This window comes from Bradyrhizobium sp. McL0616 (assembly GCF_049993385.1).
In the GTDB taxonomy this organism is placed as follows: Bacteria; Pseudomonadota; Alphaproteobacteria; order Rhizobiales; family Xanthobacteraceae; genus Bradyrhizobium.
The window spans coordinates 4,280,228-4,301,097 of record NZ_CP188255.1 but is presented as its reverse complement, the minus strand read 5'-3'; the positions used below and the strand labels follow the sequence as shown (position 1 = coordinate 4,301,097).

The following is a 20,870-nucleotide window of genomic DNA, read 5'->3' as shown; positions in this document are numbered from 1 at the left end:
TCCTCCCGACGACGTCATTGTTATTTTTGCCCTCTCCCCGCAAACGGGAAGAGGGGTCGTTGGTGACGTATTGCCGCGCTAGAACTGCGAAAAATCGATCGGCTTGTGGCGGTCGAGCGTGCGCGTGACCGGCGGCAGCGGATATTTCAGGCCGGTCGCGCAATTGAACAGCATCACGCGGTCGGTCTTGCTGACGCGGCCGTCGGCGAGGCTGTCCTTGTAGGCGGCATAGGTCGCAGCGCCCTCCGGACACAGCAACAGCCCCTCCTCGCGCGCCACTTCGTTGAGCGCCGACGAGATCTTGTCGTCGTCGACCGCGATGGCAAAACCCTTGCTCTGCCGCACTGCGCGCAAAATCAGGAAGTCACCGATCGCCTGCGGCACGCGGATGCCCGAGGCAATGGTGTGGGCGTCTTCCCAGCGCGTCGCGTGCTCGGTGCCGGCCTCATAGGCGCGCACCATCGGCGCACAGCCGGAGGCCTGCACCGCGACCATGCGCGGGCGCTTGGAGCCGATGAAGCCGATCTTCTCGAGCTCGTCAAAGGCCTTCCACATGCCGATCAAGCCAGTGCCGCCGCCGGTCGGGTAGAAGATCACGTCGGGCACGTCCCAGCCGAGCTGCTCGGCGAGCTCCAGCCCCATCGTCTTCTTGCCTTCGATGCGATACGGCTCCTTCAAGGTCGAGGTATCAAACCAGCCGACTTTCGTCTTCCCCTCGCCGACGATCTTGCCGCAATCGTCGATATAGCCGTTGACGCGGTAGACGGTCGCGCCCTGGAGCTCGATCTCGCTGACATTCACTTCCGGCGTATCGGCCGGGCAGAAGATCGTGGTCTTGATGCCGCATGAGGTTGCATAAGCCGCGAGCGCGGCGCCGGCATTGCCGTTGGTCGGCATCGCCATGTGCTTGATGCCGAGCGCCTTGCCCATCGACACCGCCATGACGAGGCCGCGAGCCTTGAACGAGCCGGTCGGCAGCCGCCCCTCGTCCTTCACAATGATCTCGCCACCGCCGAGTTTGGCACCAAGCTTCGGAAGACGGATCAAGGGCGTCGTCACCTCGCCGAGCGAGACGATATCCTTGCATTTGCGCACCGGCAGCAGCTCGCGGTAGCGCCACATATCGGCCGGGCGCTGGGCGAGCGCATCCTTGGTCAGCGCCTTCTTCACCCCGGCGAGGTCGTAGCGCACCAGCAGCGGCTTGCCGGCCTTGGAGAGGTTGTGGACCTCATCGGCCGCGTAATGATCGCCTTCCATCGCGCATTCGAGATGGGTGACGAAGGTCGGGCGTTCGATGGTGAGGTTGTCGTTGTCGTGCATGGGGTGATTTCCTTCTTATTTTGCAAACGGCTCTCTCTTCTCGTCATTGCGAGCGAAGCGAAGCAATCCAGAATCTTTCCGCACAGGCAGTCTGGATTGCTTCGCTTCGCTCGCAATGACGGAGACAGTTAAATATTCAACACCCGCCCGTACGCATCCAGTACGGCTTCCTTCATCATCTCCGACAGGGTCGGATGCGGGAACACCGTGTGCATCAGCTCTTCTTCCGTCGTCTCCAAATTCATGGCGACGACGTAGCCCTGGATCAGCTCAGTGACTTCCGCACCGACCATGTGGGCGCCGAGAAGCTGGCCGGTCTTCTTGTCGAAGATCACCTTGACCAGGCCCTGGTCCTCGCCGAGCGCAATGGCCTTGCCATTGCCGACGAAGGGGAAGCGACCGACGCGGATCTCGCGGCCGCTCTCCTTGGCCTTGGCTTCAGTGAGGCCGACGGAGGCGACCTGCGGCTGGCAGTAAGTGCAGCCCGGGATCAGATTCTTGTCCATGGGGTGCGGATGCAGGCCCTTGATCGCCTCGACGCAGATCACGCCTTCATGCTCGGCCTTGTGGGCCAGCATCGGCGGACCTGCAACGTCGCCGATGGCGTAGATGCCGGGGATGTTGGTCTTGCCGTAGCCGTCGATCACGATGCAGCCGCGGTCGGTTTTGACGCCGAGCTTTTCGAGACCGAGATTTTCGATATTGCCGACCACGCCGACGGCCGAGATCGCGCGCTCGAACTCGGTGGTGACGGGCTTGCCCTTGCCGTCGTCGATGGTGGCGACGACGCTATCGGCCTTCTTCTCGAGCTTGGTCACCTTGGTCGAGGACATGATCTTGATGCCCTGCTTCTCGAGGCGTTTTCGCGCGAGGCCCGCGATCTCGGCATCCTCGACGGGCAGGATCTGCGGCAGCACCTCGACCACGGTGACGTCGGAGCCCATGGTGTGGAAGAACGAGGCGAACTCGATGCCGATCGCGCCGGAGCCGACCACCAGCAGCGACTTCGGCATTTTTTCCGGGACCATCGCCTCGAAATAGGTCCAGATCAGCTTCTTGTCGGGTTCGAGCCCAGGCAGCACGCGCGGGCGCGCACCGGTCGCGACAATAATGTGATTGGCCTGGTAGGCCCCCTCGCCCAGCGCCCCCTTCGGTCCCTCGACGTCGGACTTCTTCACGGTGACCTTGCCGGGCGCGTCGATCGAGGCGGCGCCCCAGATCACGCTGACCTTGTTCTTCTTCATCAGGAAGCCGACGCCGTCATTCAGTCGCTTCGAGACCCCGCGCGAGCGCTGCACCACTGCCTTGGGATCGAACGAGACGTTGTCGGCCGACAGGCCGTAATCCTTGGCGTGCTGCATGTAGTGGTAGATCTCGGCCGAGCGAAGCAGCGCCTTGGTCGGGATACAGCCCCAGTTCAGGCAGATGCCGCCGAGATAGGACTTCTCGACGATCGCGACCTTGAAGCCGAGCTGGGCAGCGCGGATCGCGGTGACATAGCCGCCGGGACCGGAGCCGATGATGATGACGTCGAAGGATGTGTCGGCCATGCTTTGCGCTCGTTCCCGTTCAACCGGTCTCAATGTTCGAGAGCGTCATTGCGAGGAGCTCTAGCGACGAAGCAATCCAGTCTGCCGGTCACGTCCTGGATTGTTTCGCCTCGCTCGCAATGACGACGCGAATTTTCTCGTCACACCATCATCATGACGGGGTTTTCGATCAGTTGCTTGAAGGCGCCGATCAGCTCGGCGCCAAGCGCGCCGTCGATGGCGCGGTGATCGCAGGACAAGGTCACGCTCATCATGTTCGCGATCTCGATCTTGCCGCCGCGCACGACAGGCCGCTCCTCGCTGGTGCCGACCGCAAGGATCGTTGCATGCGGCGGGTTGATCACGGCGGTGAAGTGGCTGATGCCGAACATGCCGAGGTTGGAAACGGCGGTAGTGCCGCCCTGATACTCCTCCGGCTTCAGCTTGCGCGAGCGGGCGCGCGCGGCAAAATCCTTCATCTCGTTGGAGATGGTCGAGAGCGTCTTGGTCTCAGCCTTGCGGATGATCGGCGTAATCAAGCCGCCGGGCATCGCCACGGCAACGCCGACGTCGGAATGGTGGTGTTTGACCATGCCGGCCTCGGTCCAGCTCACATTGCAATTCGGGATCTTCTGCAGCGCGACCGCCATTGCCTTGATGACGAAGTCGTTGACCGAGATTTTGTAGAGCGGCTTCTTCTCCTTGTCCTTCGGCGCGGCGGCGTTGATCTCTTCGCGCGCGGCCAAGAGCTTGCCGATGTCGCAGTCAATGGTGAGGTAGAAGTGCGGGACGTTCTGGATCGAGGCGGTCAGGCGCTGCGCAATCGTCCGGCGCATGCCGTCATGCGGGACGACCTCGTAGGAGCCGGGCTCGAACAGCGACAGGATCTGCTTGTCCGACATCGTTGGCGCGGTAGAGGGCGCGCCTGACGGTGTCGCGGCCGGCGCCTTGAGGCCCTTGCCGGACTTGGCCTGCTCGACGTCGCGCGCGACCACGCGGCCGTGCGGACCTGTACCGGTGACCATCGCAACATCGATGCCAGAATCCTTGGCGAGACGGCGCGCCAGCGGCGACGAGAACACGCGCGCGCCATGGCCATTGCTTTGCGCGGCCGGTGCGGCAGCCTGCGGCGCCGGAGCAGCAGTGGGTGCCGGCGCAGCCTTGGGCGCGGCTGGCGCGGGAGCCGGTGCAGCAGCGGAAGCGGCTTTTGGCGGCGCCGCCGCGGCGCTGGGCTTCGCAGCCCCGGCACCGGCGGCCCTCACATCCTCGCCTTCACCGGCAAGCACCGCGATCACGTCGTTGACCGGGACGTCCTGCGTGCCCTCGGGCACCAGGATCTTGGCGATCGTGCCTTCGTCGATGGCCTCGACCTCCATGGTCGCCTTGTCGGTCTCGATCTCGGCGATGATGTCGCCGGATTTGACCTTGTCGCCTTCCTTCTTCAGCCACTTGGCGAGGTTGCCCTTCTCCATAGTCGGCGAGAGAGCGGGCATCAGGATGTTGATGGGCATGCTGACCTCACGAAGAACTTTTCAAAATGCCGCCTCCAGAAGCGAAGACGAACAGACCAGGTTTAGTTGCCGATGTCGCCTTGCCAGAGGCGCTCATTGGCAGGGATAGAACGCCAATTCTTCATCATGCTGATGGAGCGGTCGTCGGCAAGGTCGATCCAGGGGATGGCGAACTTGTCGAGGATGTCCTTGGAGCCCGGGAAAGTGACGGATTCCCCGATCACCACCAGCTGGACCTTGAACAAAGCGAGCGCGCCGGCACACATCGAGCATGGCGACAGCGTGGTGTACATGATTGTGTCGTGGAACGAGATCACGCCGGCCTCGCGCAGGCAGCTCATCTCGCCGTGCAGGACGACATTGTTCTCCTGCACCCGGTTGTTGTGGCCGCGGGCGATGATCTTGTTGTCGCGCGTCAGCACGGCGCCGATCGGCAGGCCGCCCTGCGCGATCGAGGCTTCCGCTTCGCGGATCGCCTCCAGCATGAAATCGAAATGATGGGCTTCGATCGCCACGGTCAGTGCCCCTTCCCGCGCGGTGTCGTGGTGCCGGTATCGGTCGGCCGCTCGATCTCCGCCTGGAACATCTCGAGGATCCGGTTCATGGCGTCTTCCTCGGTATATTCGCTCTCGCGCGCATAGGCGCGCGCGGCATGGCGGGCGAGATCGACCAGCAGCAGGCCCCACATGTCGGGCTCCTCGAAGGCCCGCTGGAACGCCATCGACAGCCCGCCATCCAGCACGAATACGCGCAGGATCTCGACCGCATCATCGCGGGCGAGGACGTCGGGTGGCAATGGCTGCTCCTTCGGGCCTCCCATGGTCTACCTGTAGCAGACGGCTTTGGCAGCCTCGACAACTTCGGCCGCTGACGGCAGCGCGAGCTTCTCCAGGTTCGCGGCATAGGGCATCGGCACGTCCTTGCCGGTGACGCGGGCGACCGGTGCATCCAGATAGTCGAAGGCATTTTCCATGATGCGCGCGGCGATCTCGGCGCCGACACCGCTCTGGGCCCAGCCCTCTTCCACCGTCACCGCACGGCCGGTCTTCTTGACCGAGTTGATGATGGTCTCCGTGTCCATCGGCCGCAGCGTGCGCAGGTCGATCACCTCGGCCTCGATGCCGTCCTTGGCGAGTTCGTCGGCGGCCTTCAGCGCGTAGCTCATACCGTTCGACCAGGAGATGATCGTGACATGGCTGCCGGAGCGCACGATGCGCGCCTTGCCGATCGGGACCACGAAGTCGTCGAGCTTCGGCACTTCGCCGGTATGGCCGTAGAGCATTTCGTTCTCGAGGAAGATCACCGGATTGGGATCGCGGATCGCAGCCTTGAGCAGGCCCTTGTAGTCGGCGGCCGAGAACGGCGCGACGACCTTGAGACCCGGAATGTTGGAGTACCAGGACGCATAGTCCTGGCTGTGCTGGGCGGCGACGCGCGCCGCGGCGCCGTTCGGACCGCGGAACACGATCGAGCAGCCCATCTGGCCGCCGGACATGTAGAGCGTCTTGGCCGCGGAGTTGATGATCTGGTCGATCGCCTGCATGGCGAAGTTGAAGGTCATGAACTCGACGATCGGCTTCAACCCGGTCATCGCGGCGCCGACGCCGATGCCGGCAAAGCCGTGCTCGGTGATGGGCGTATCGATGACGCGCTTGGCGCCGAACTCCTGGAGCAATCCTTGCGTCACCTTGTAGGCGCCCTGATATTCGGCGACCTCTTCGCCCATCACGAAGACGTCGGCATCGCGGCGCATTTCTTCGGCCATGGCATCGCGCAAGGCTTCGCGGATGGTCTGCGTCACCATCTCGGTGCCCGCGGGCACTTCCGGATCGGGCGCGGCGACGTGCGGCGCGGGTGCAGCCTTGGGAGCGGGCGCCTCAGCCTTTGCGGCGGCAGGCGCAGACTCAGCGGCCTTCTCCTGCTTGGCCGGTGCGGACACCTTCGCAAGATCGGCAGCGCTTTCGCCGTCAGCGAGGATCGTCGCGATCGGCGTGTTGACGGGAACGTCGGCGGTGCCCTCGGCGATCAGGATCTTGCCGAGCGTGCCCTCATCGGTCGCCTCGACCTCCATGGTCGCCTTGTCGGTCTCGATCTCGGCGATGACATCGCCCGACTTGATCGTCTCACCCTCTTTTTTCAGCCACTTGGAAAGGTTGCCCTTCTCCATCGTGGGCGACAACGCGGGCATCAGCACTTGAATTGGCATATCGACTCCAAGGAAAGCTTGCGCGCGTTCAGCGGTAAACGTCGGTCCAGAGCTCGGCGGCATCCGGCTCGGGATCATGCTGGGCAAAGTCGGCGGACGTATTGACGATGTCGCGCACCTCGGCGTCGATCGCCTTGAGGTCGGCTTCACTGACCTTGGCCGCGAGCAGGCGGTTGCGCACCTGCTCGATCGGGTCCTGGTCGTGGCGGACCTTCTCGACCTCCTCACGCGTGCGGTATTTTGCGGGGTCGGACATCGAATGGCCGCGATAGCGGTAGGTCTGCATCTCCAGAATCATCGGTCCCTTGCCGGCACGGCACCAGGCGGCGGCTTCGTCGCCGGCAGCCTTCACGGCGCGGACATCCATGCCATCGACTTGCAAGCCGGGGATATTGAAGGACGCGCCGCGCTTGGAGAAATCCTGCTGCGCCGAGGCGCGCGACACCGCGGTGCCCATGGCGTAGCGGTTGTTCTCGATGACGTAGATCACCGGCAGCTTCCAGAGCTCCGCCATGTTGAAGCTTTCATAGACCTGGCCCTGGTTGGCCGCACCGTCGCCGAAATAGGTGACGCTGACATTGTCGTTGCCGCGATAGTGATTGGCGAAGGCCAAACCGGTACCGAGCGAGACCTGGGCGCCGACGATGCCGTGACCGCCGTAAAAGTGCTTCTCCTTGCTGAACATGTGCATGGAGCCGCCCTTGCCCTTGGAATAGCCGCCGCTGCGGCCGGTCAGCTCGGCCATCACGCCGTTGGCTTCCATGCCGGTGGCAAGCATATGGCCGTGATCGCGATAGCCGGTGATGACCTGATCGCCCTGTTTCAGGGCCATCTGCATGCCGACCACCACGGCCTCCTGGCCGATATAGAGGTGGCAGAAGCCGCCGATCGCGCCCATGCCGTAGAGCTGGCCGGCCTTTTCCTCGAATCGCCGGATCAGGAGCATGTCGCGGAGCGCCTTCAGCTCCTGCTCTTTGGTGAATTCCGGAGGCGAGCCGCCGTTGGTTTTGTCCTGTGGAGAGGTTGCGGCGGCTTTCTTGGGTGCGGCCATTGGAATTCCGGGTCAGAGAAATCTAAGCCCTCTCTAACCCAACTCAATCGCGTGCGAAAGCGCTGCGGCGGCATGGCACGACTTTCATTATGCCGCACTGCAACGTGGCCGAAATTTTGCAAAACCTTTGGCGCCGATCAGGCAACATTAGCTCCGCCACGAAACTGGCCTTACCAGCCCAGCTCTCGCAGATAGGCTGTGCGGGCACCGACGCCGGTATGCGTGAAGTCGGTGAAGACCCCATCGACGCCGAGACGGAAGAATTTGAGATATTCCTGGGCCGGATCGGCGCGATAGTCGGCAGCCAGATATTTCTTCTCGTTCCGGAACGTGAAGACGTGCACGAACAGGCTGAGCTTGTGCGCGTCCGCAATGAGGCTGGTTGCTTCCTGCGTCGAAGCCTCCGGCGTCGATCCCTTGTAGGGCGTGCCGTCGGAATTGCTGTCCTTCCACAGCGAGATCTTGAGCGGAACGATATAGGCCTTCCACGGACCGATGCCGTCGGCATAGGTCTTGATCTCCGCCAGGCCATCTGGCGTCAGCATCGCGTCGTACAGGCGCGCGTCGCCTGCAACAGTCCAGTCGAACGGACGCGAATTGGTGATGTTGTTGAGGAGGACCTTGCCGGTCTTGAAATCGATGCCGTTGCCGTCGACGAGCTGGACCTGCCGCGTCTGAAGGCCATGGCTGCGCATGTATTTCAGGCTGCCGGGCTCGAAGCTCTGAACTAGGATGGGCGCGTCCTTCGTGTTGAGGCCGTTCTCCCCGATGATCTTGACCAGGGCATCCTCGAGCGGATGGCTGCCGGGCGCGCCGCAGCCATTGGCGATGGCCTGGGCGTTGTTCCAGGTCGGATTCTTGGTTTCGGGATAGACGAGGATGGAGCGCCCCGTCTCCTTGCTTTTGGCCTTGGCGATATCAATGATGTCCTGGAAGCTGATCACCGGGAACTTGCCGTTAAAGACCTTCGGCCGTTCGTTCGCCGCGTCATAGGTGGTGCCGGCAATCCAGCTCTTCAGCTCGGCGATGGTGAAGTCGGTGATCGACCAGTCGTTGGTGTGATCTTCACCGTCGACGATCAATGACTTCAGCACCGATTTAGGGTCCGCCGGATCGGTGAGATCCGTGAGGTAGTCAGCAGGCCCGTTGGTGGGAGACGGAGCCTTGACGCGCACACCGGGCACCGTGCGCTTGCGGGCGGCCACGGCTGGATTGGTCTTCGCCACTTCGGCAACGTTGGTGTTGTCGCCCAGCCAGGGGTTGTGACGCGCCACCAGGACGCAATCCTTGGTCAGGTGCAGGTCCTCTTCGAGCGCATCAGTCCCGAGCGCCGCGGCGAGGTCATACGACGCCTCGGTCTCTTCAGGCATCAGCCCCGGTACGCCACGATGTCCGAGGATCAGCGGTGCCTTTCCGTCAACTGTCAGGAAGTGCTTGGCGGCGGCCGGGGCCGGGCTGGTCTGTGCGAAGGCCATCGACGGCGAGAAGAATGCCAAGGCCGCCGCACCGAGCAGCATTGCTCCAACATGCATCTTCCGCTGCAAACGATCGTAGCGCATCACAAGCCTCCATCTTCACAGCATCGCATCGAATGCTGGGCTTGTCGTCTTGTCTCAAGACTCTGACAGGCAGATGACGGCGGAAGCCGGATGATCAGTTCGGCGGGATCATCCGCACCAGATCATGCGGATTGTTATAGTCGAGCTGAAAGCGCGCCCGCTCGTCCAGCATGTCGGGATCGATCTTCTCGGAGCGCAAAAGCGATACGCGCTGCTCGCTCCTGGCGCGCTCGCGCTTGAGCTGCGCCAGCTCGCTGGTCAGCGCGATGATCTCCTGGTCGAGTTCCTGACGGGCGTTTAGGCCGTATTTGCCGGTATAGGCGTTGACGCCGAAATAGCCGACGATGGCGGCCGCCATCGCATAGAGGGCGAGACCGGTCAGGATCGATTTCAGGCGGGCGCGGGAGACCATCTTGGGAAGATGGGACAGGTTGGTTAAGGGAGTGCTAATGCGCCCTGCCCCTGCCACCAATCGTCATGCCCGGGCTTGTCACGGGCATCCACGGTCTTCGTCAGCTCGTCAAAGGCGAGGATGGCCGGGACAAGCCAGGCCATGACGAAGAGCGAGTCATCGTCGGAAGCTGAGAGCCTCAGCCGTGATGCTTCGCCACGTGCGCGGCGAAGGCGTCGAGGTAGGCCTGGAGCACGGTCTTGAGAGAGTCCTTGGCGAGATTGCCATCGGCATCGAAGGCGTCGCCGACCGCGTTCAGGTAGATCTCCGGCTGCTGCAAGATCGGGCCTGCGATGCCCGGCAGGATGTTCTGGAGCGTCTTGGCGGCACTGACGCCACCGAGCGGGCCCGGCGAGTTGGAGATGATTCCGACCGGCTTGCCGTTGAACGAGCTCTTGCCGTAGGGGCGCGAGCCGACGTCGATGGCGTTCTTCAGCACGCCCGGGATGGCGCGGTTGTATTCCGGCGTGACGAACAGCACGCCGTCCGACTTCTGGAGCTTCTCGCGGAAGGCCAGCCAGTCGGCGGGCGGCGCGCCCTCGAGGTCCTGGTTGAAGAACGAGATGCCCGCCGGCGTGATGACCTCGAGCTTGAGCGAGGCCGGCGCGAGCTTGGCGAGCGCATTGGCGATCTTCAGCGAGAAGCTGTCCTTGCGCAGGCTGCCGGCGATCGTGACGATGTTGTAGGCCATGGTTATCCTCGAAGTCTTGAGCGGGAGTGCCGGGGCGGTACTTAAGCGATCTCACCGGTTGGATGCAAGTGCATGAACCGGTCCGATTTGGAAACGCTGCGTTTCGCGAAAGGAGATCGTCTACCAAAACAATCAGGCCGCCAAGCGGCGGCCTGATGTTCAGCTCAACTGCGTTATCTCGATCAGATCGTCGGATTCCAGGCCGACGGGATCAGGCGATACTTTGCGCCGTCCTTCTCGACATGACCGACCGAGGGGAACGTGAAGTGGTAGCCGATCACGGTCGCCTTCTCGGCGGCCGCCATGTCGTAGAATTTGTGGCGCGTCTCCTGGGCCATCGCGGCGTCGGCGTCGAACATCACGTGCCAGTCCGGATTACGCAGGAAGAACTCCGGAATGTTGGTGACGTCCGACTGGATCAGGACCTTTGCATCGCCCGACGCGACCGCGAACGAGGTGTGGCCGGGCGTGTGACCGGGCGTTCCGATCGAGGTGATGCCGGGCGCGACCTCCTTGTCCCAATCGAACTTGGTTACCTTGGATTCGAGGCCGGCAAAGGTCTTCTTCACGTCGGCGAAGTAGTTCTTCATGATCGGGTTGGACTGGGCCTTGCCGGCGTTGTCCTCGCTGGTCCAGAACTCCCAGTCCTTGCCGGGCACCATGATCTCCGCATTCGGGAAGGCCAGCGAGCCGTTGAGCAGACGGATGCCGTTGGTGTGGTCCGGATGCAGATGCGAGAGCAGCACGATGTCGATGCTCTTCGGGTCGACGCCGGCGGCGGCGAGATTTTGTAGCGTGCGGCCGACCGCGCCCTTGCTGGCCTCGAGATTGGCGACGCCGTTCCCGGTGTCGATCAGTACAAGCTTGGAACCGGTGTTGATGAGCTGCGGATTGAACGGCACCGTCACCATGCCCTTCGGCATGTAGGCGGCATCAGCCGCCGCGAGCGCCTCTTCCTTCGGCGCGTTGACGACGAACTTGTCGGGCATCGGGAACGAACGCGCACCGTCATTGATCGAGGTGCATTCAAGACTGCCGACCTTGTAGCGGTAGAAGCCCGGCGCCTGCGCGCCGGCTTGCGGCACCGCGGCATTGGTTGCAATTGGTCGCAGTCCGGTGACGGCGGCCGCGCCGACTGCGGCGGCTCCCGCAAGCAAATGGCGACGATTGAGATCAGTCATGGAGATGTCCCCTTCTGAGCGCTTCGCGGTTTTTCCGCTTTCAATGGCGGCGGAATAATCCCCCGCTTCGCTCAGAAGGCAAGACCTCCTTTGGATGACTTGCGCTAGCAGATCACGACAATTTATTTGGATTGATGAGGAATTTTTCGCCGGTGGCGCGTTTGGCGTACACCGCGATGTTGGCCGGATCGAGCGTCTCCTGAAGCGACACCACCTTGGTGTAGTGGCTTGCAAAGGTGGTCTTCAATTCGTCGACCACACGCTGGCGCAGTTTTGCTCCGTCGGCCTGCCCGATCTTCATCAGGAACGGAAACAGCAGCCAGCCGCCGACCCCCCAGGCCATGCCGAAGCCGCGTGGCAATTCGATCGGACGGATATCGAGTGCGCCGTAGACGTAGACCTGCTTGTGCACGTTTGAGCCGTAACGACTGTATTCCTTCGCGGTCTTGTTGATCGCGATTTCCATGCAGTTGAGGATATCGCCGGCAAGCTTGCCGCCCCCGATGGCGTCGAAGGCGATCGTGGCCCCGGTTTCGACCAGCGCGTTGGTGAGATCGCCAAGAAAGCTCGGCGCAGAGGAATCGACGACATGCTTGGCGCCGATCTTGTGCAGGATGTCGGCCTGCTCCTTGCTGCGCACGATGTTGACCAGCGGGATGCCGTCCTTGATGCAGATCTTGTTCAGCATCTGGCCGAGATTGGAGGCCGCCGCGGTGTGCACCAGCGCCTTGTGGCCCTCTCGCCGCATGGTTTCGGTCATGCCGAGCGCGGTCAGCGGATTGACGAAGCAGGAGGCTCCTTCCGCAGGCGTCGTGCCTGATAGCAGCGGCAGGCACTCACGCACTTTCAGCGTGCGGTACTGCGCATACATCGCGCCGCCGATCATCGCGACGGTCTTGCCCATGAGCGCCTTCGCGGCATCCGACGAGCCGGTCCTGATGACGACGCCCGCGCCTTCGTTGCCGACCGGCATGGCTTCGTCGAGCCGGCCTGCCATTGCCCGCATCGCGCCTTCCGGCACCTTCGCGGTGATGACGGGGGCGTCCTTCGTGCCGGACGCCTTCGCCGTGCTCATATCGGCGGCGCCGATCAGGAGCCCGAGGTCGGACGGGTTGATCGGCGCTGCCTCGACGCGGACGACGACCTCGTCCGGGCCGGGTTCGGGGGTCGGCACGTCGACCAGCGAGATTTCCAGTTCACCGCTTTTCTTGATCAGCGAACGCAATTGCAGTCCGGTTTTGCCGTCGTTACTCATAAGAGCCCGCCTTCTAACCAAAATTGAGATCGCAACGTTTCACATGCGAGCCAGCATAAGCGCAAATCACGTTCTCACGGAAGCCGTTATCCGGCCTCGACCGATCTCCATCTCAACGGAATGCTTTCAGCCTGGTTTTCTGCGCAGGCCGTCGATCTCACTGGCCGGCACTTGGACACAGTCCAAGTCATAATTGTTAGTAGCTGAGTCATAATAGCATACGACATAGTAGCCGTCTCGGTCTCCTGGGGACACTCGGAACGGCGGGCGTCCCGCCGTCGGTGGCCTTACCATCGCCAGTGAGCCGCGCCTAGCAGTAGCACTTGAAATTGGAATCCACTTGGCCAATTCGCGTGTGCTCAGGCTGGAATGATCGACCTTAACTTTTTTGAATCCATGCTTCCTTGCCAGCGCGGCCGTCCTTGGAACGCCATCGTGCTTGACTTTGGGTTTCGACTTCGCGGCTTTCGATGCTGTTTTCTTACTCGCCTTCTTCATTGTTTTCTTCGCACCTGTGTTCGCCATTCTTCTCGTCCTTTTGGTTCGAGCAGTTCCACCGACGTTTTGCGGTACCTAAGGTCTGATGGTGTTTCTCACGCCATTCGAGACGGCCAACCCAATCGATGACGACAGCTGAGAATTGGCAGCAGCGACACTTGGGACTCGCTTGCCGGTCAACGGCGAGATGCTGGTCGGCCCAAGCGTGATCAATAGATCGTGGACCCTATTACGGCTGGCAGAGAGAAATGGGGCATCGGGGTTGATCGATACCTGCGTAAGTTTCCAGGTAGGAGTTATGGCCCCGCTCGTGTCGACCTCGAATTTCACCTCATGAGAGATCACTCCATCTTCTTTCATTGGACTGTCGTCCGGCTTTGTCGGAGGATTGATGTCGCCTGTCGATGACGACAGGACGGTATCAGCCAGCCATTGCCGAAGTTTCAGGTCGCTCTCGAGCAGAAACGATCCTTGGGCGGGATCTGCCGGAGAACAGTTCTTTGGGAGTCGGTAAATGTCCTGCACGGTGTAGAATGAGTGGAGGATATCGATCCTCGTCGCCTGCGTGGAAACCGCAGCGCCTGCGCCCAGGCTGAACAGGGCCGACACAGGGTTAGGTGTATACGTCAGGGTTGGAGCAACTGCCCCTTTCTCGTCCACCTGCAATGTCAGCTGAATCTGCACGCCCCACTTCTCGAGCCACGGCGCAAGGCGCTGGCCATTTATCGCTGCGAGCCTCTTGTCGTCATTGATCACGGCCGTGATCGCTCGCTTCACCTCGCAATGAACATTCCTGACAATCTCCTTGACCAAAAGCTGGCTCGACGGCGCAGGAAATTCCTGAAGCTCAGGCACATAGGTGCCGCATCCTCCCAATCCAAGAAATAGAACAACCGACCAACCAGCCCCGCGGCAATTCCTTACGCGCATAGCCGAGCCCTCGTCATTTAAAGTTGTATTTTGAGGGGCGCGCCAAATAGCACAACCGGAATCACGGTGGGGAAGTTTGATTCCGGTTGCGCTGTTGCCGTTTTGCGACATCGACCTTACAGATCGATGTCAGGAACTCGCGGAACGGTTCGCTCGAGCTTTATGCCAGCGCCTTCAATGCCGCCTTGCCGCCATAGAGCGCCTGCTTGCCGAGCTGCTGCTCGATGCGCAGGAGCTGATTGTATTTGGCGGTGCGGTCGGAACGTGCAAGGGAGCCGGTCTTGATCTGACCGCAATTGGTGGCGACCGCGAGGTCGGCGATGGTGGAATCCTCAGTCTCGCCGGAGCGGTGCGACATCACAGAGGTGTAGCCCGACTTGTGCGCCATCTCGACGGCGGCGAGCGTCTCGGTCAGCGTGCCGATCTGGTTGACCTTGATCAGGATCGAGTTGGCCCGGCCGGCCTTGATACCTTCGGCGAGGCGCTTGACGTTGGTGACGAAGAGGTCGTCGCCGACGAGCTGGCACTTCTTGCCGATGAGGTCGGTGAGCTCCTTCCAGCCGTCCATGTCGTCTTCCGACATGCCGTCCTCGATGGTCACGATCGGATAGCGGCCGACGAGATCGGCGAGATATTTGGCCTGCTCGGACACCGAGCGGGTCTTGCCCTCGCCTTCGTAGACGTACTTGCCGTCCTTGAAGAACTCGGTCGAGGCGCAGTCGAGGCCGATCACGATGTCGGAGCCCGCCTTGTAGCCGGCCTTGCCGATCGCGTTCATGACGAACTCGAGCGCTGCGTCCGCCGACGGCAGGTTCGGGGCGAAGCCGCCTTCGTCACCGACATTGGTATTGTGGCCGGCCTTCTTCAGCTCGGACTTCAGGGTGTGGAAGACTTCCGCGCCATAGCGCAGGCCTTCGGCGAAGGACGAGGCGCCGACCGGCAGGATCATGAATTCCTGGAAGTCGATCGGGTTGTCGGCATGCACGCCGCCATTGATGATGTTCATCATCGGCACCGGCAAGAGCCGCGCCGAGGTGCCGCCGACGTAGCGATACAGCGGCATCTCGAGCGAGTTCGCGGCCGCCTTGGCGACGGCGAGCGAGACGCCGAGGATGGCGTTGGCGCCCAGCCGGCTCTTGTTCGCGGTGCCGTCGAGGTCGATCATGATCTGATCGATCTGGACCTGCTGCTCGGCATCGGTGCCGCTCAGGGCCTCGAAGATCTCGCCGTTGACGGCACCGACCGCCTTGGTGACGCCCTTGCCGAGATAACGGGCCTTGTCGCCGTCGCGCAGTTCCACGGCCTCATGGGCGCCGGTCGAGGCGCCCGAGGGCACCGCGGCGCGGCCGAGCGCCCCGTCTTCCAGCACGACGTCGACCTCGACGGTGGGATTGCCGCGGCTATCCAGGATTTCGCGTCCGATGATGTCGACGATGGCGGTCATGAGGGCCTCTTTTCGGGGAACGGAGGGGCAGTTGGCGGTGCTTCTACCGCAATGCATCGAAGCGGAAAAGGCCGGGTGACGGCCGCGCGATGATTGGCTAAGAGGGCCGCACGGAGGCGGCCCTATGTCGAAAAAGCCCAGTAAATCGAAGACTTCACCTAGCCTGCAGCTCGGCCGTGCCGTGGAATGGCCGGATGCGCCCGAAAAGGCGAAACTCGACCGCGTGCCCAATCCGCAGGCGGGGACCGATTACCTTGTCCGTTTCACGGTACCGGAATTCACCTCGCTCTGCCCGGTGACCGGCCAACCCGATTTCGCCCATCTGATGATCGACTATGCCCCCGGCCAATGGCTGCTGGAGTCGAAATCGCTCAAACTCTACATCGCGAGCTTCCGCAACCACGGCGCCTTCCATGAAGACTGCACCGTGATGATCGGCAAGCGCATCGCTTCCGAAATCAAGCCAAAATGGCTCCGCATCGGCGGCTACTGGTATCCGCGCGGCGGCATCCCGATCGACGTGTTCTGGCAGACCGGCCGTGTGCCAAAGGGCCTGTGGGTGCCGGAGCAAGGCGTCGCTCCGTATCGCGGCCGGGGCTAGCTGTTTCGGCGCCGCAAGGGATCCTGGATCAGCAGCGCGCCACGCCGCAAGAGCGGCGCGTTGCACTGCATCCGGGGAACGAACGCAAATGTCGCCGATTACGTGATTGCGATCGGGCAGCCGTTGCTTCCCGTGGCGCCCTTGATCGGGGCCGGCGCGAAGCAATAGACGAACTGATACTTCTTGTCGGCGATCAGCTCGTCGAACATCAGGTTCTCGTGGTTGTGGATGCCGTATTTGGTCTGGAGTTCGGCATGGACCACGAAGGCGAGCGACTTGTCGGGATTGGGCACCACTTCGACTGCCCAGGTGTCCGCGCCGGTCAGCGCAAGGTCCTTTTCGATCACCCATTTGGCAGCATCGAGGCCGATGCCCGGCTCTCCGCTGTTGAAGCGATCGTTGTTCTTCATCCATAGCGAGCCCCACCCGGTGTGGAACATGATCGCATCACCCGGCTTGATGTCGCTCTCGGGAATGTTCTGCTTTGCCAGCGCTGCCTTGATATCAGCTGCGGTGATCTCCTGACCGGCATCCATCATCCCGCCCTTAAGCGCGACCATATCGACGAGATGCGCTCGGGTGAACAGCGGCTTGAGCTTCTCGACGCCGAGCTTCTTCAGGCCGTAGGCGTCGCTGATCTCCTGGGCGGTGAAGCCGTTGTAGAACCGCATCTCGTTCTTGTCGCCGTCCCGACCCAACTGAATGCCGATGTGGCCGAGGCCGTCGAACTGCGTGCCGGTCTGGCCAATCTCGGTGGTGAGGAACTCGTCGTGATAGACCATCTTGTTGTCGCCGAACGGACCGCCAGTCGGGCTGCCGGGAATGCGCAACACGAACGCGCGCGGACCGAACAGCGGCATGCCGCCCTCATAGACGCGGCCGATCTTGTAGATCTTGCCGTCCTTGATCCATTTCGCCGCGTCGAGAACCTTGGCCGGCGTAATGTGATTGGATGCGCCGGACTCGTCGTCCTTGCCCCATTTCGAAGGCCACCACGGCTTGTCCGTTCCCTTGGGCATGGACGTCGAAGTTTGCGCCTGGGCTTCGCTGATCGGCGCGAGTGAAAATTTGCCGTGCATCGAGCCCGCGAGCGCTGCACCGGCGACACCCGCGATGCCCGCGGTGCGGAGCAGCGTCCGGCGATCGGTCGAGGCCGCGCCGCCATCCTGATCTACGTTCTTGATCTCATTTTGCATTGCACCCTCCCAGGTTGTGGCACGGATACAACCGGACTCTAAAATTGTTTCCGCTACCCTCCTCCTCGGCTAGGCTGTTGTCCAGCGACAAAAATAAGACGGCGCGGATGGGGAGACACGATGAGCCTGTTCGAGAGCGACAAATCCGCCGAGCGAATTCCGGTGTCGCTGATCACCGGCTTTCTCGGCAGCGGCAAGACGACGCTGCTCAACCGGCTGCTGCGCCACGACGGCATGCAGGACAGCGCCGTCATCATCAATGAATATGGCGAGATCAGTCTCGATCACCTTCTCGTCGAGCGCCTCGATGGCGAGGTCGCCGTGCTCGCAAGCGGCTGCGTTTGCTGCACGATCCGCAGCGACCTGGAGGAGACGTTGCGCGCACTCCTGGTGCGGCGTGACCGCGGCGAAGTGCCGCCATTTCGCCGTATCCTGATCGAAACCACGGGCCTGGCAGATCCGGCCCCGATCGTTCAGCTGCTTCTGAATAACCCCCTCGTCTCGCATTTCCTGCGGCTCGATGCGGTCGTGACCACGATCGACGCCGTCAACGCGGCGCACCAGCTCGATCGTCAATACGAGGCGCTGAAGCAGGTGGCCCTTGCCGACCGGCTGCTGATCACCAAACGCGATCTGGTCGAGGACATCACCGCATTGGAGGTGCGTCTGCGCCGGCTCAATCCCGGCGCCAAAATCGAAAGCGTCACGCACGGCGAGATCGACCCAGCGCAATTGTTCGGTGCCGGCCTCGTCGATCCCGAGAGGAAAACCGTCGACGCTGAACGCTGGCTCAATGAGCAGGCGTTCGCCGGCTCTCGCGAGGCGGCGCAAGGGCATGAACACCAGCCCGATCACCATGGTCCCGACGACCATCATCACCACGATGCGTCGATTACCAGCTTCGTGATCGCGTTCGACGAGCCGCTCGACTGGATGGCCGTTTCACACTGGCTGGCCTATTTGCGGAACGCGCGCGGCGCGGACCTGCTGCGGGTCAAGGGGATCCTCAACCTTCGTGATGAGCCGGTGCCAATCGTGGTTCACGGCGTGCACCATGTCTTTCATTCGCCGGTGGCGCTTGCCAAATGGCCGGATGCCGACCGCCGCTCCCGTATCGTGTTCATCACACGCGGCATCGCGCGCGACGAGGTGCTCGCACTCTGGCAGGCGGGCCGCGCGGCAGCCTGAGATGAAAGGGCCGCCGCAGCGTGATGCTATGCGACGGGCCTCGAACTTGCCGCGCCTCTGGGCGCCTTAAGCCACCGCACGCACCCTGCTGATGAAGCTGTCCACCTCGCCCGTGAGCGAGCTCGACTGGCTCGACAAATTGGCAGCCGCCTTCAGCACACCCGCCGCCGCGCGGCCAGTTTCGTTCGCCGCCGATGAGACGGTTGCGATGTTGCGCGTGACGGTCGAGGTCGCCTCTGCCGTGTGCTGCACGGTGTTGGCGATCTCGGCAGTGGCCTTGTTCTGCTCTTCGATGGCGGCGGCGATGACGCGGTTGATGCTCGAGACCTCCTCGATGGTCTTGACGATGCCATCGATGGCGGAGACCGCCTTCTGCGTCGCGCCCTGGATCTCAGGGATCTGGGCGCTGATCTCCTCGGTGGCGTTCGCCGTCTGCGACGCGAGGTTCTTCACTTCGCTTGCCACGACCGCAAAGCCGCGCCCGGATTCGCCGGCGCGCGCGGCCTCGATGGTCGCGTTCAGTGCCAGCAGATTGGTCTGGCCCGCGATCGAGGTGATGAGGCCAATGACCTCGCCAATACGGTCAGCGCCGTCGGCGAGTGCACGCATGGTGCTGTCGGTCTCCCTGACGGTGACGACCGCCTGCTCGGTAGCACGGCTCGCCTGCTCGACCTGGCGGTTGATCTCACGGATGGACGCATTCAGCTCTTCCGCTGCAGCAGCAACCGTCTGCACACCACCGCCGACCTGGTCGGCCAGGGTCGAGGCCGAGCCAGCCTGGGTCTGAGCTTCCGCCGCTGTGCCCGACATCGAGCGCGCCGTCGTCTCCAGCTCGCTCGAGGAGCTCGACAGCGTCTGCACCATCTGGCCGATCCGGCTTTCGAACTGCCGCACCAGGCCCGAGAGCTCGGACGCGCGCTTCTCCTTGTCGGCACGCTCGACGGCCTGATCACCGGACAGACGCTCGGCGTTGATCATGGCCTCCTTGAACACCTGCAAGGCCGACGCCATGCGGCCGATCTCGTCGTTGCGGCCGAGGCCTGGCACCTCGCTGGCGAAATCACGCGGCGAAGCCGGTCATGATTCCGGTGATTGCGGTCAGCGGCCGGGTGACGCGGTTGCGCATCAGCAACATGCCGCCGATCGTCAGCGCGAGCGAGGCCGGCACCAGCAGTCCGAACAGGATCAGGCTGAAGCGGGCGCGCGAGGCGCCCTCGTCTGCCCGCGAGATCATGTTGGCGAGCGCGGTCTGCGTGACGATGACGACATTGTTGGCGCCGACCAGCTGGCGATCGCGGTAGTCGAGGCCGGCGACGCCGGCGAGCTCACCGGCAAGCAGCTTGGTCGCAATCGCATTGCGTTCGTCGCTGAGCGCGCCGGAGATTTCCGGCTCGGCGTTACGGATCGCCTGCAGCAGCTCGGGCGAAGCCACGCTCGGGCCGAGGTCGCGCACCACAAGCCAGGACTGCTGGATGCGGCCGCGCAGATCTGCGAACGCAACGCCGTCGGTTGCGGTCCAGGTCTTGTTGGCGAGGATCGTGGAGAACTGGACGAGAATGGTCTGGCCGGCACTGGCGCGGGCCTGCCAGGACGCCTGCTTGGCGATCAGGAGGCGATCGACCACGGGGTCGATCAGCGTCATCGAGTTGTCAACATAGGCGGTGACGTCACCGATCGCATCCATATAGGCGTCGCTGATCTTGGCCCAGCCCGGCTGCAGGCTCGCGTCGCGCGCGCTCTTGTCCTGCTTCAGCGCGATCACGGCGCGCGGCCGCAGCTCCTCGAGCTGCGCCCAGATGCCGCGGAGCTTGTCGAGCTTTTCGGTGATGCCGGGCGCTTCAACGGAGGCGAGGCTCTGCAAGGCCTGCGTGTAATTCTTCTGCACGATGGCCCGCTGCTCGGCGAGGCTGCTCATGACGCTGTCGGGCGCGGGGGTGGCCGACGCCAGATAGCTTAACGTGTCACCGCGCTCCAGCCGAAAGATCACCAGCGTGTTGGTCAGGTCGCGGCTGGCGATCGCGAGCGAGACGATGCGGTTGCTGTCGGAATAGCGCGTGACCGCCAGCTTCAGCGCGTAGGCGCAGATAACGACAAGGACGAGACCGAGAGACCCAACCACCGCCCCGAGAATACGGGCGACCGAACGCTGCTTTTGCATCGACTCATCCAAATGTTGCCGCCAGGTCGCGGTTTGGACGGCACTCTACGAATCGAACGGTGAGATTTGATTTAAGATTGAAAGGATCTTGCCACCGTTCT

19 protein-coding genes are annotated in these 20,870 nt (G+C 62.7%); 2 read left to right on the top strand and 17 right to left on the bottom strand.

Annotated elements, in window-relative coordinates; translation table 11 throughout:
* Positions 1-78 precede the first annotated feature (78 nt).
* The 14 genes from ACPPVR_RS20875 to eno all read right to left on the bottom strand — a co-directional run bounded on the left by ACPPVR_RS20875 (position 79) and on the right by eno (position 15,626).
* Positions 79-1,320 carry a threonine synthase gene (locus ACPPVR_RS20875; protein WP_426616013.1) on the bottom strand — a complete coding sequence of 414 codons (1,242 nt, stop codon included), beginning with the start codon at positions 1,318-1,320 and terminating at the stop codon, positions 79-81.
* Between the two features lie 128 nt (positions 1,321-1,448).
* The gene (gene lpdA / locus ACPPVR_RS20870; RefSeq protein WP_426616012.1) at positions 1,449-2,870 is read right to left on the bottom strand and encodes a dihydrolipoyl dehydrogenase; all 1,422 of its coding nucleotides are present in this window, start codon (positions 2,868-2,870) and stop codon (positions 1,449-1,451) included.
* Between the two features lie 140 nt (positions 2,871-3,010).
* Positions 3,011-4,360 (bottom strand): pyruvate dehydrogenase complex dihydrolipoamide acetyltransferase, encoded by a 1,350-nt coding sequence (locus ACPPVR_RS20865; RefSeq protein ID WP_426616011.1) that lies wholly within the window; start codon positions 4,358-4,360, stop codon positions 3,011-3,013.
* 62 nt (positions 4,361-4,422) lie between these two features.
* Positions 4,423-4,875, bottom strand: a complete 453-nt coding sequence (locus ACPPVR_RS20860) for a nucleoside deaminase (RefSeq protein ID WP_426616010.1) — start codon at positions 4,873-4,875, stop codon at positions 4,423-4,425.
* Positions 4,876-4,877: 2 nt separating this feature from the next.
* Positions 4,878-5,180 carry a DUF5076 domain-containing protein gene (locus tag ACPPVR_RS20855; protein WP_426616009.1) on the bottom strand — a complete coding sequence of 101 codons (303 nt, stop codon included), beginning with the start codon at positions 5,178-5,180 and terminating at the stop codon, positions 4,878-4,880.
* A gap of 3 nt (positions 5,181-5,183) precedes the next feature.
* Positions 5,184-6,566 (bottom strand): pyruvate dehydrogenase complex E1 component subunit beta, encoded by a 1,383-nt coding sequence (locus tag ACPPVR_RS20850; RefSeq protein WP_426616008.1) that lies wholly within the window; start codon positions 6,564-6,566, stop codon positions 5,184-5,186.
* Between the two features lie 28 nt (positions 6,567-6,594).
* On the bottom strand, positions 6,595-7,617 hold the full coding sequence (gene pdhA, locus ACPPVR_RS20845; RefSeq protein WP_426616007.1) for a pyruvate dehydrogenase (acetyl-transferring) E1 component subunit alpha: 1,023 nt from the start codon (positions 7,615-7,617) through the stop codon (positions 6,595-6,597).
* A 170-nt stretch (positions 7,618-7,787) separates the two neighbouring features.
* Complete coding sequence (locus ACPPVR_RS20840; protein ID WP_426616006.1) at positions 7,788-9,176, bottom strand: glycerophosphodiester phosphodiesterase family protein; 1,389 nt, start codon at positions 9,174-9,176, stop codon at positions 7,788-7,790.
* Between the two features lie 94 nt (positions 9,177-9,270).
* Positions 9,271-9,588, bottom strand: coding sequence for an FtsB family cell division protein (locus tag ACPPVR_RS20835; RefSeq protein WP_426616005.1), 318 nt, complete (start codon positions 9,586-9,588; stop codon positions 9,271-9,273).
* A 178-nt stretch (positions 9,589-9,766) separates the two neighbouring features.
* Positions 9,767-10,318 carry an NADPH-dependent FMN reductase gene (locus tag ACPPVR_RS20830; protein ID WP_426616004.1) on the bottom strand — a complete coding sequence of 184 codons (552 nt, stop codon included), beginning with the start codon at positions 10,316-10,318 and terminating at the stop codon, positions 9,767-9,769.
* 182 nt (positions 10,319-10,500) lie between these two features.
* Positions 10,501-11,499 (bottom strand): MBL fold metallo-hydrolase, encoded by a 999-nt coding sequence (locus tag ACPPVR_RS20825; protein WP_426616003.1) that lies wholly within the window; start codon positions 11,497-11,499, stop codon positions 10,501-10,503.
* Between the two features lie 112 nt (positions 11,500-11,611).
* The gene (locus ACPPVR_RS20820; RefSeq protein ID WP_426616002.1) at positions 11,612-12,754 is read right to left on the bottom strand and encodes a zinc-binding dehydrogenase; all 1,143 of its coding nucleotides are present in this window, start codon (positions 12,752-12,754) and stop codon (positions 11,612-11,614) included.
* 573 nt (positions 12,755-13,327) lie between these two features.
* Positions 13,328-14,107 (bottom strand): hypothetical protein, encoded by a 780-nt coding sequence (locus ACPPVR_RS20815; RefSeq protein ID WP_426616001.1) that lies wholly within the window; start codon positions 14,105-14,107, stop codon positions 13,328-13,330.
* A gap of 235 nt (positions 14,108-14,342) precedes the next feature.
* Complete coding sequence (gene eno / locus ACPPVR_RS20810; protein ID WP_426616000.1) at positions 14,343-15,626, bottom strand: phosphopyruvate hydratase; 1,284 nt, start codon at positions 15,624-15,626, stop codon at positions 14,343-14,345.
* 124 nt (positions 15,627-15,750) lie between these two features.
* Between eno and queF the strand changes: the two genes are divergently transcribed.
* Complete coding sequence (gene queF, locus ACPPVR_RS20805; protein WP_258766772.1) at positions 15,751-16,227, top strand: preQ(1) synthase; 477 nt, start codon at positions 15,751-15,753, stop codon at positions 16,225-16,227.
* 98 nt (positions 16,228-16,325) lie between these two features.
* Here queF and ACPPVR_RS20800 read toward each other — a convergent pair whose 3' ends face one another.
* Entirely contained in the window at positions 16,326-17,423 is a 1,098-nt protein-coding gene (locus tag ACPPVR_RS20800; RefSeq protein WP_426615999.1) for a cyclase family protein, read from the bottom strand.
* A gap of 120 nt (positions 17,424-17,543) precedes the next feature.
* Between ACPPVR_RS20800 and ACPPVR_RS20795 the strand changes: the two genes are divergently transcribed.
* Positions 17,544-18,611, top strand: coding sequence for a CobW family GTP-binding protein (locus ACPPVR_RS20795; RefSeq protein ID WP_426615998.1), 1,068 nt, complete (start codon positions 17,544-17,546; stop codon positions 18,609-18,611).
* Positions 18,612-18,677: 66 nt separating this feature from the next.
* Here the strand turns inward: ACPPVR_RS20795 and ACPPVR_RS20790 are convergent, their stop codons facing one another.
* Entirely contained in the window at positions 18,678-19,622 is a 945-nt protein-coding gene (locus ACPPVR_RS20790) for a methyl-accepting chemotaxis protein (protein WP_426615997.1), read from the bottom strand.
* Positions 19,623-19,671: 49 nt separating this feature from the next.
* Positions 19,672-20,769: a hypothetical protein gene (locus tag ACPPVR_RS20785; RefSeq protein WP_426615996.1), complete on the bottom strand. Its 1,098-nt coding sequence runs from the start codon at positions 20,767-20,769 to the stop codon at positions 19,672-19,674.
* Positions 20,770-20,870 lie beyond the last annotated feature (101 nt).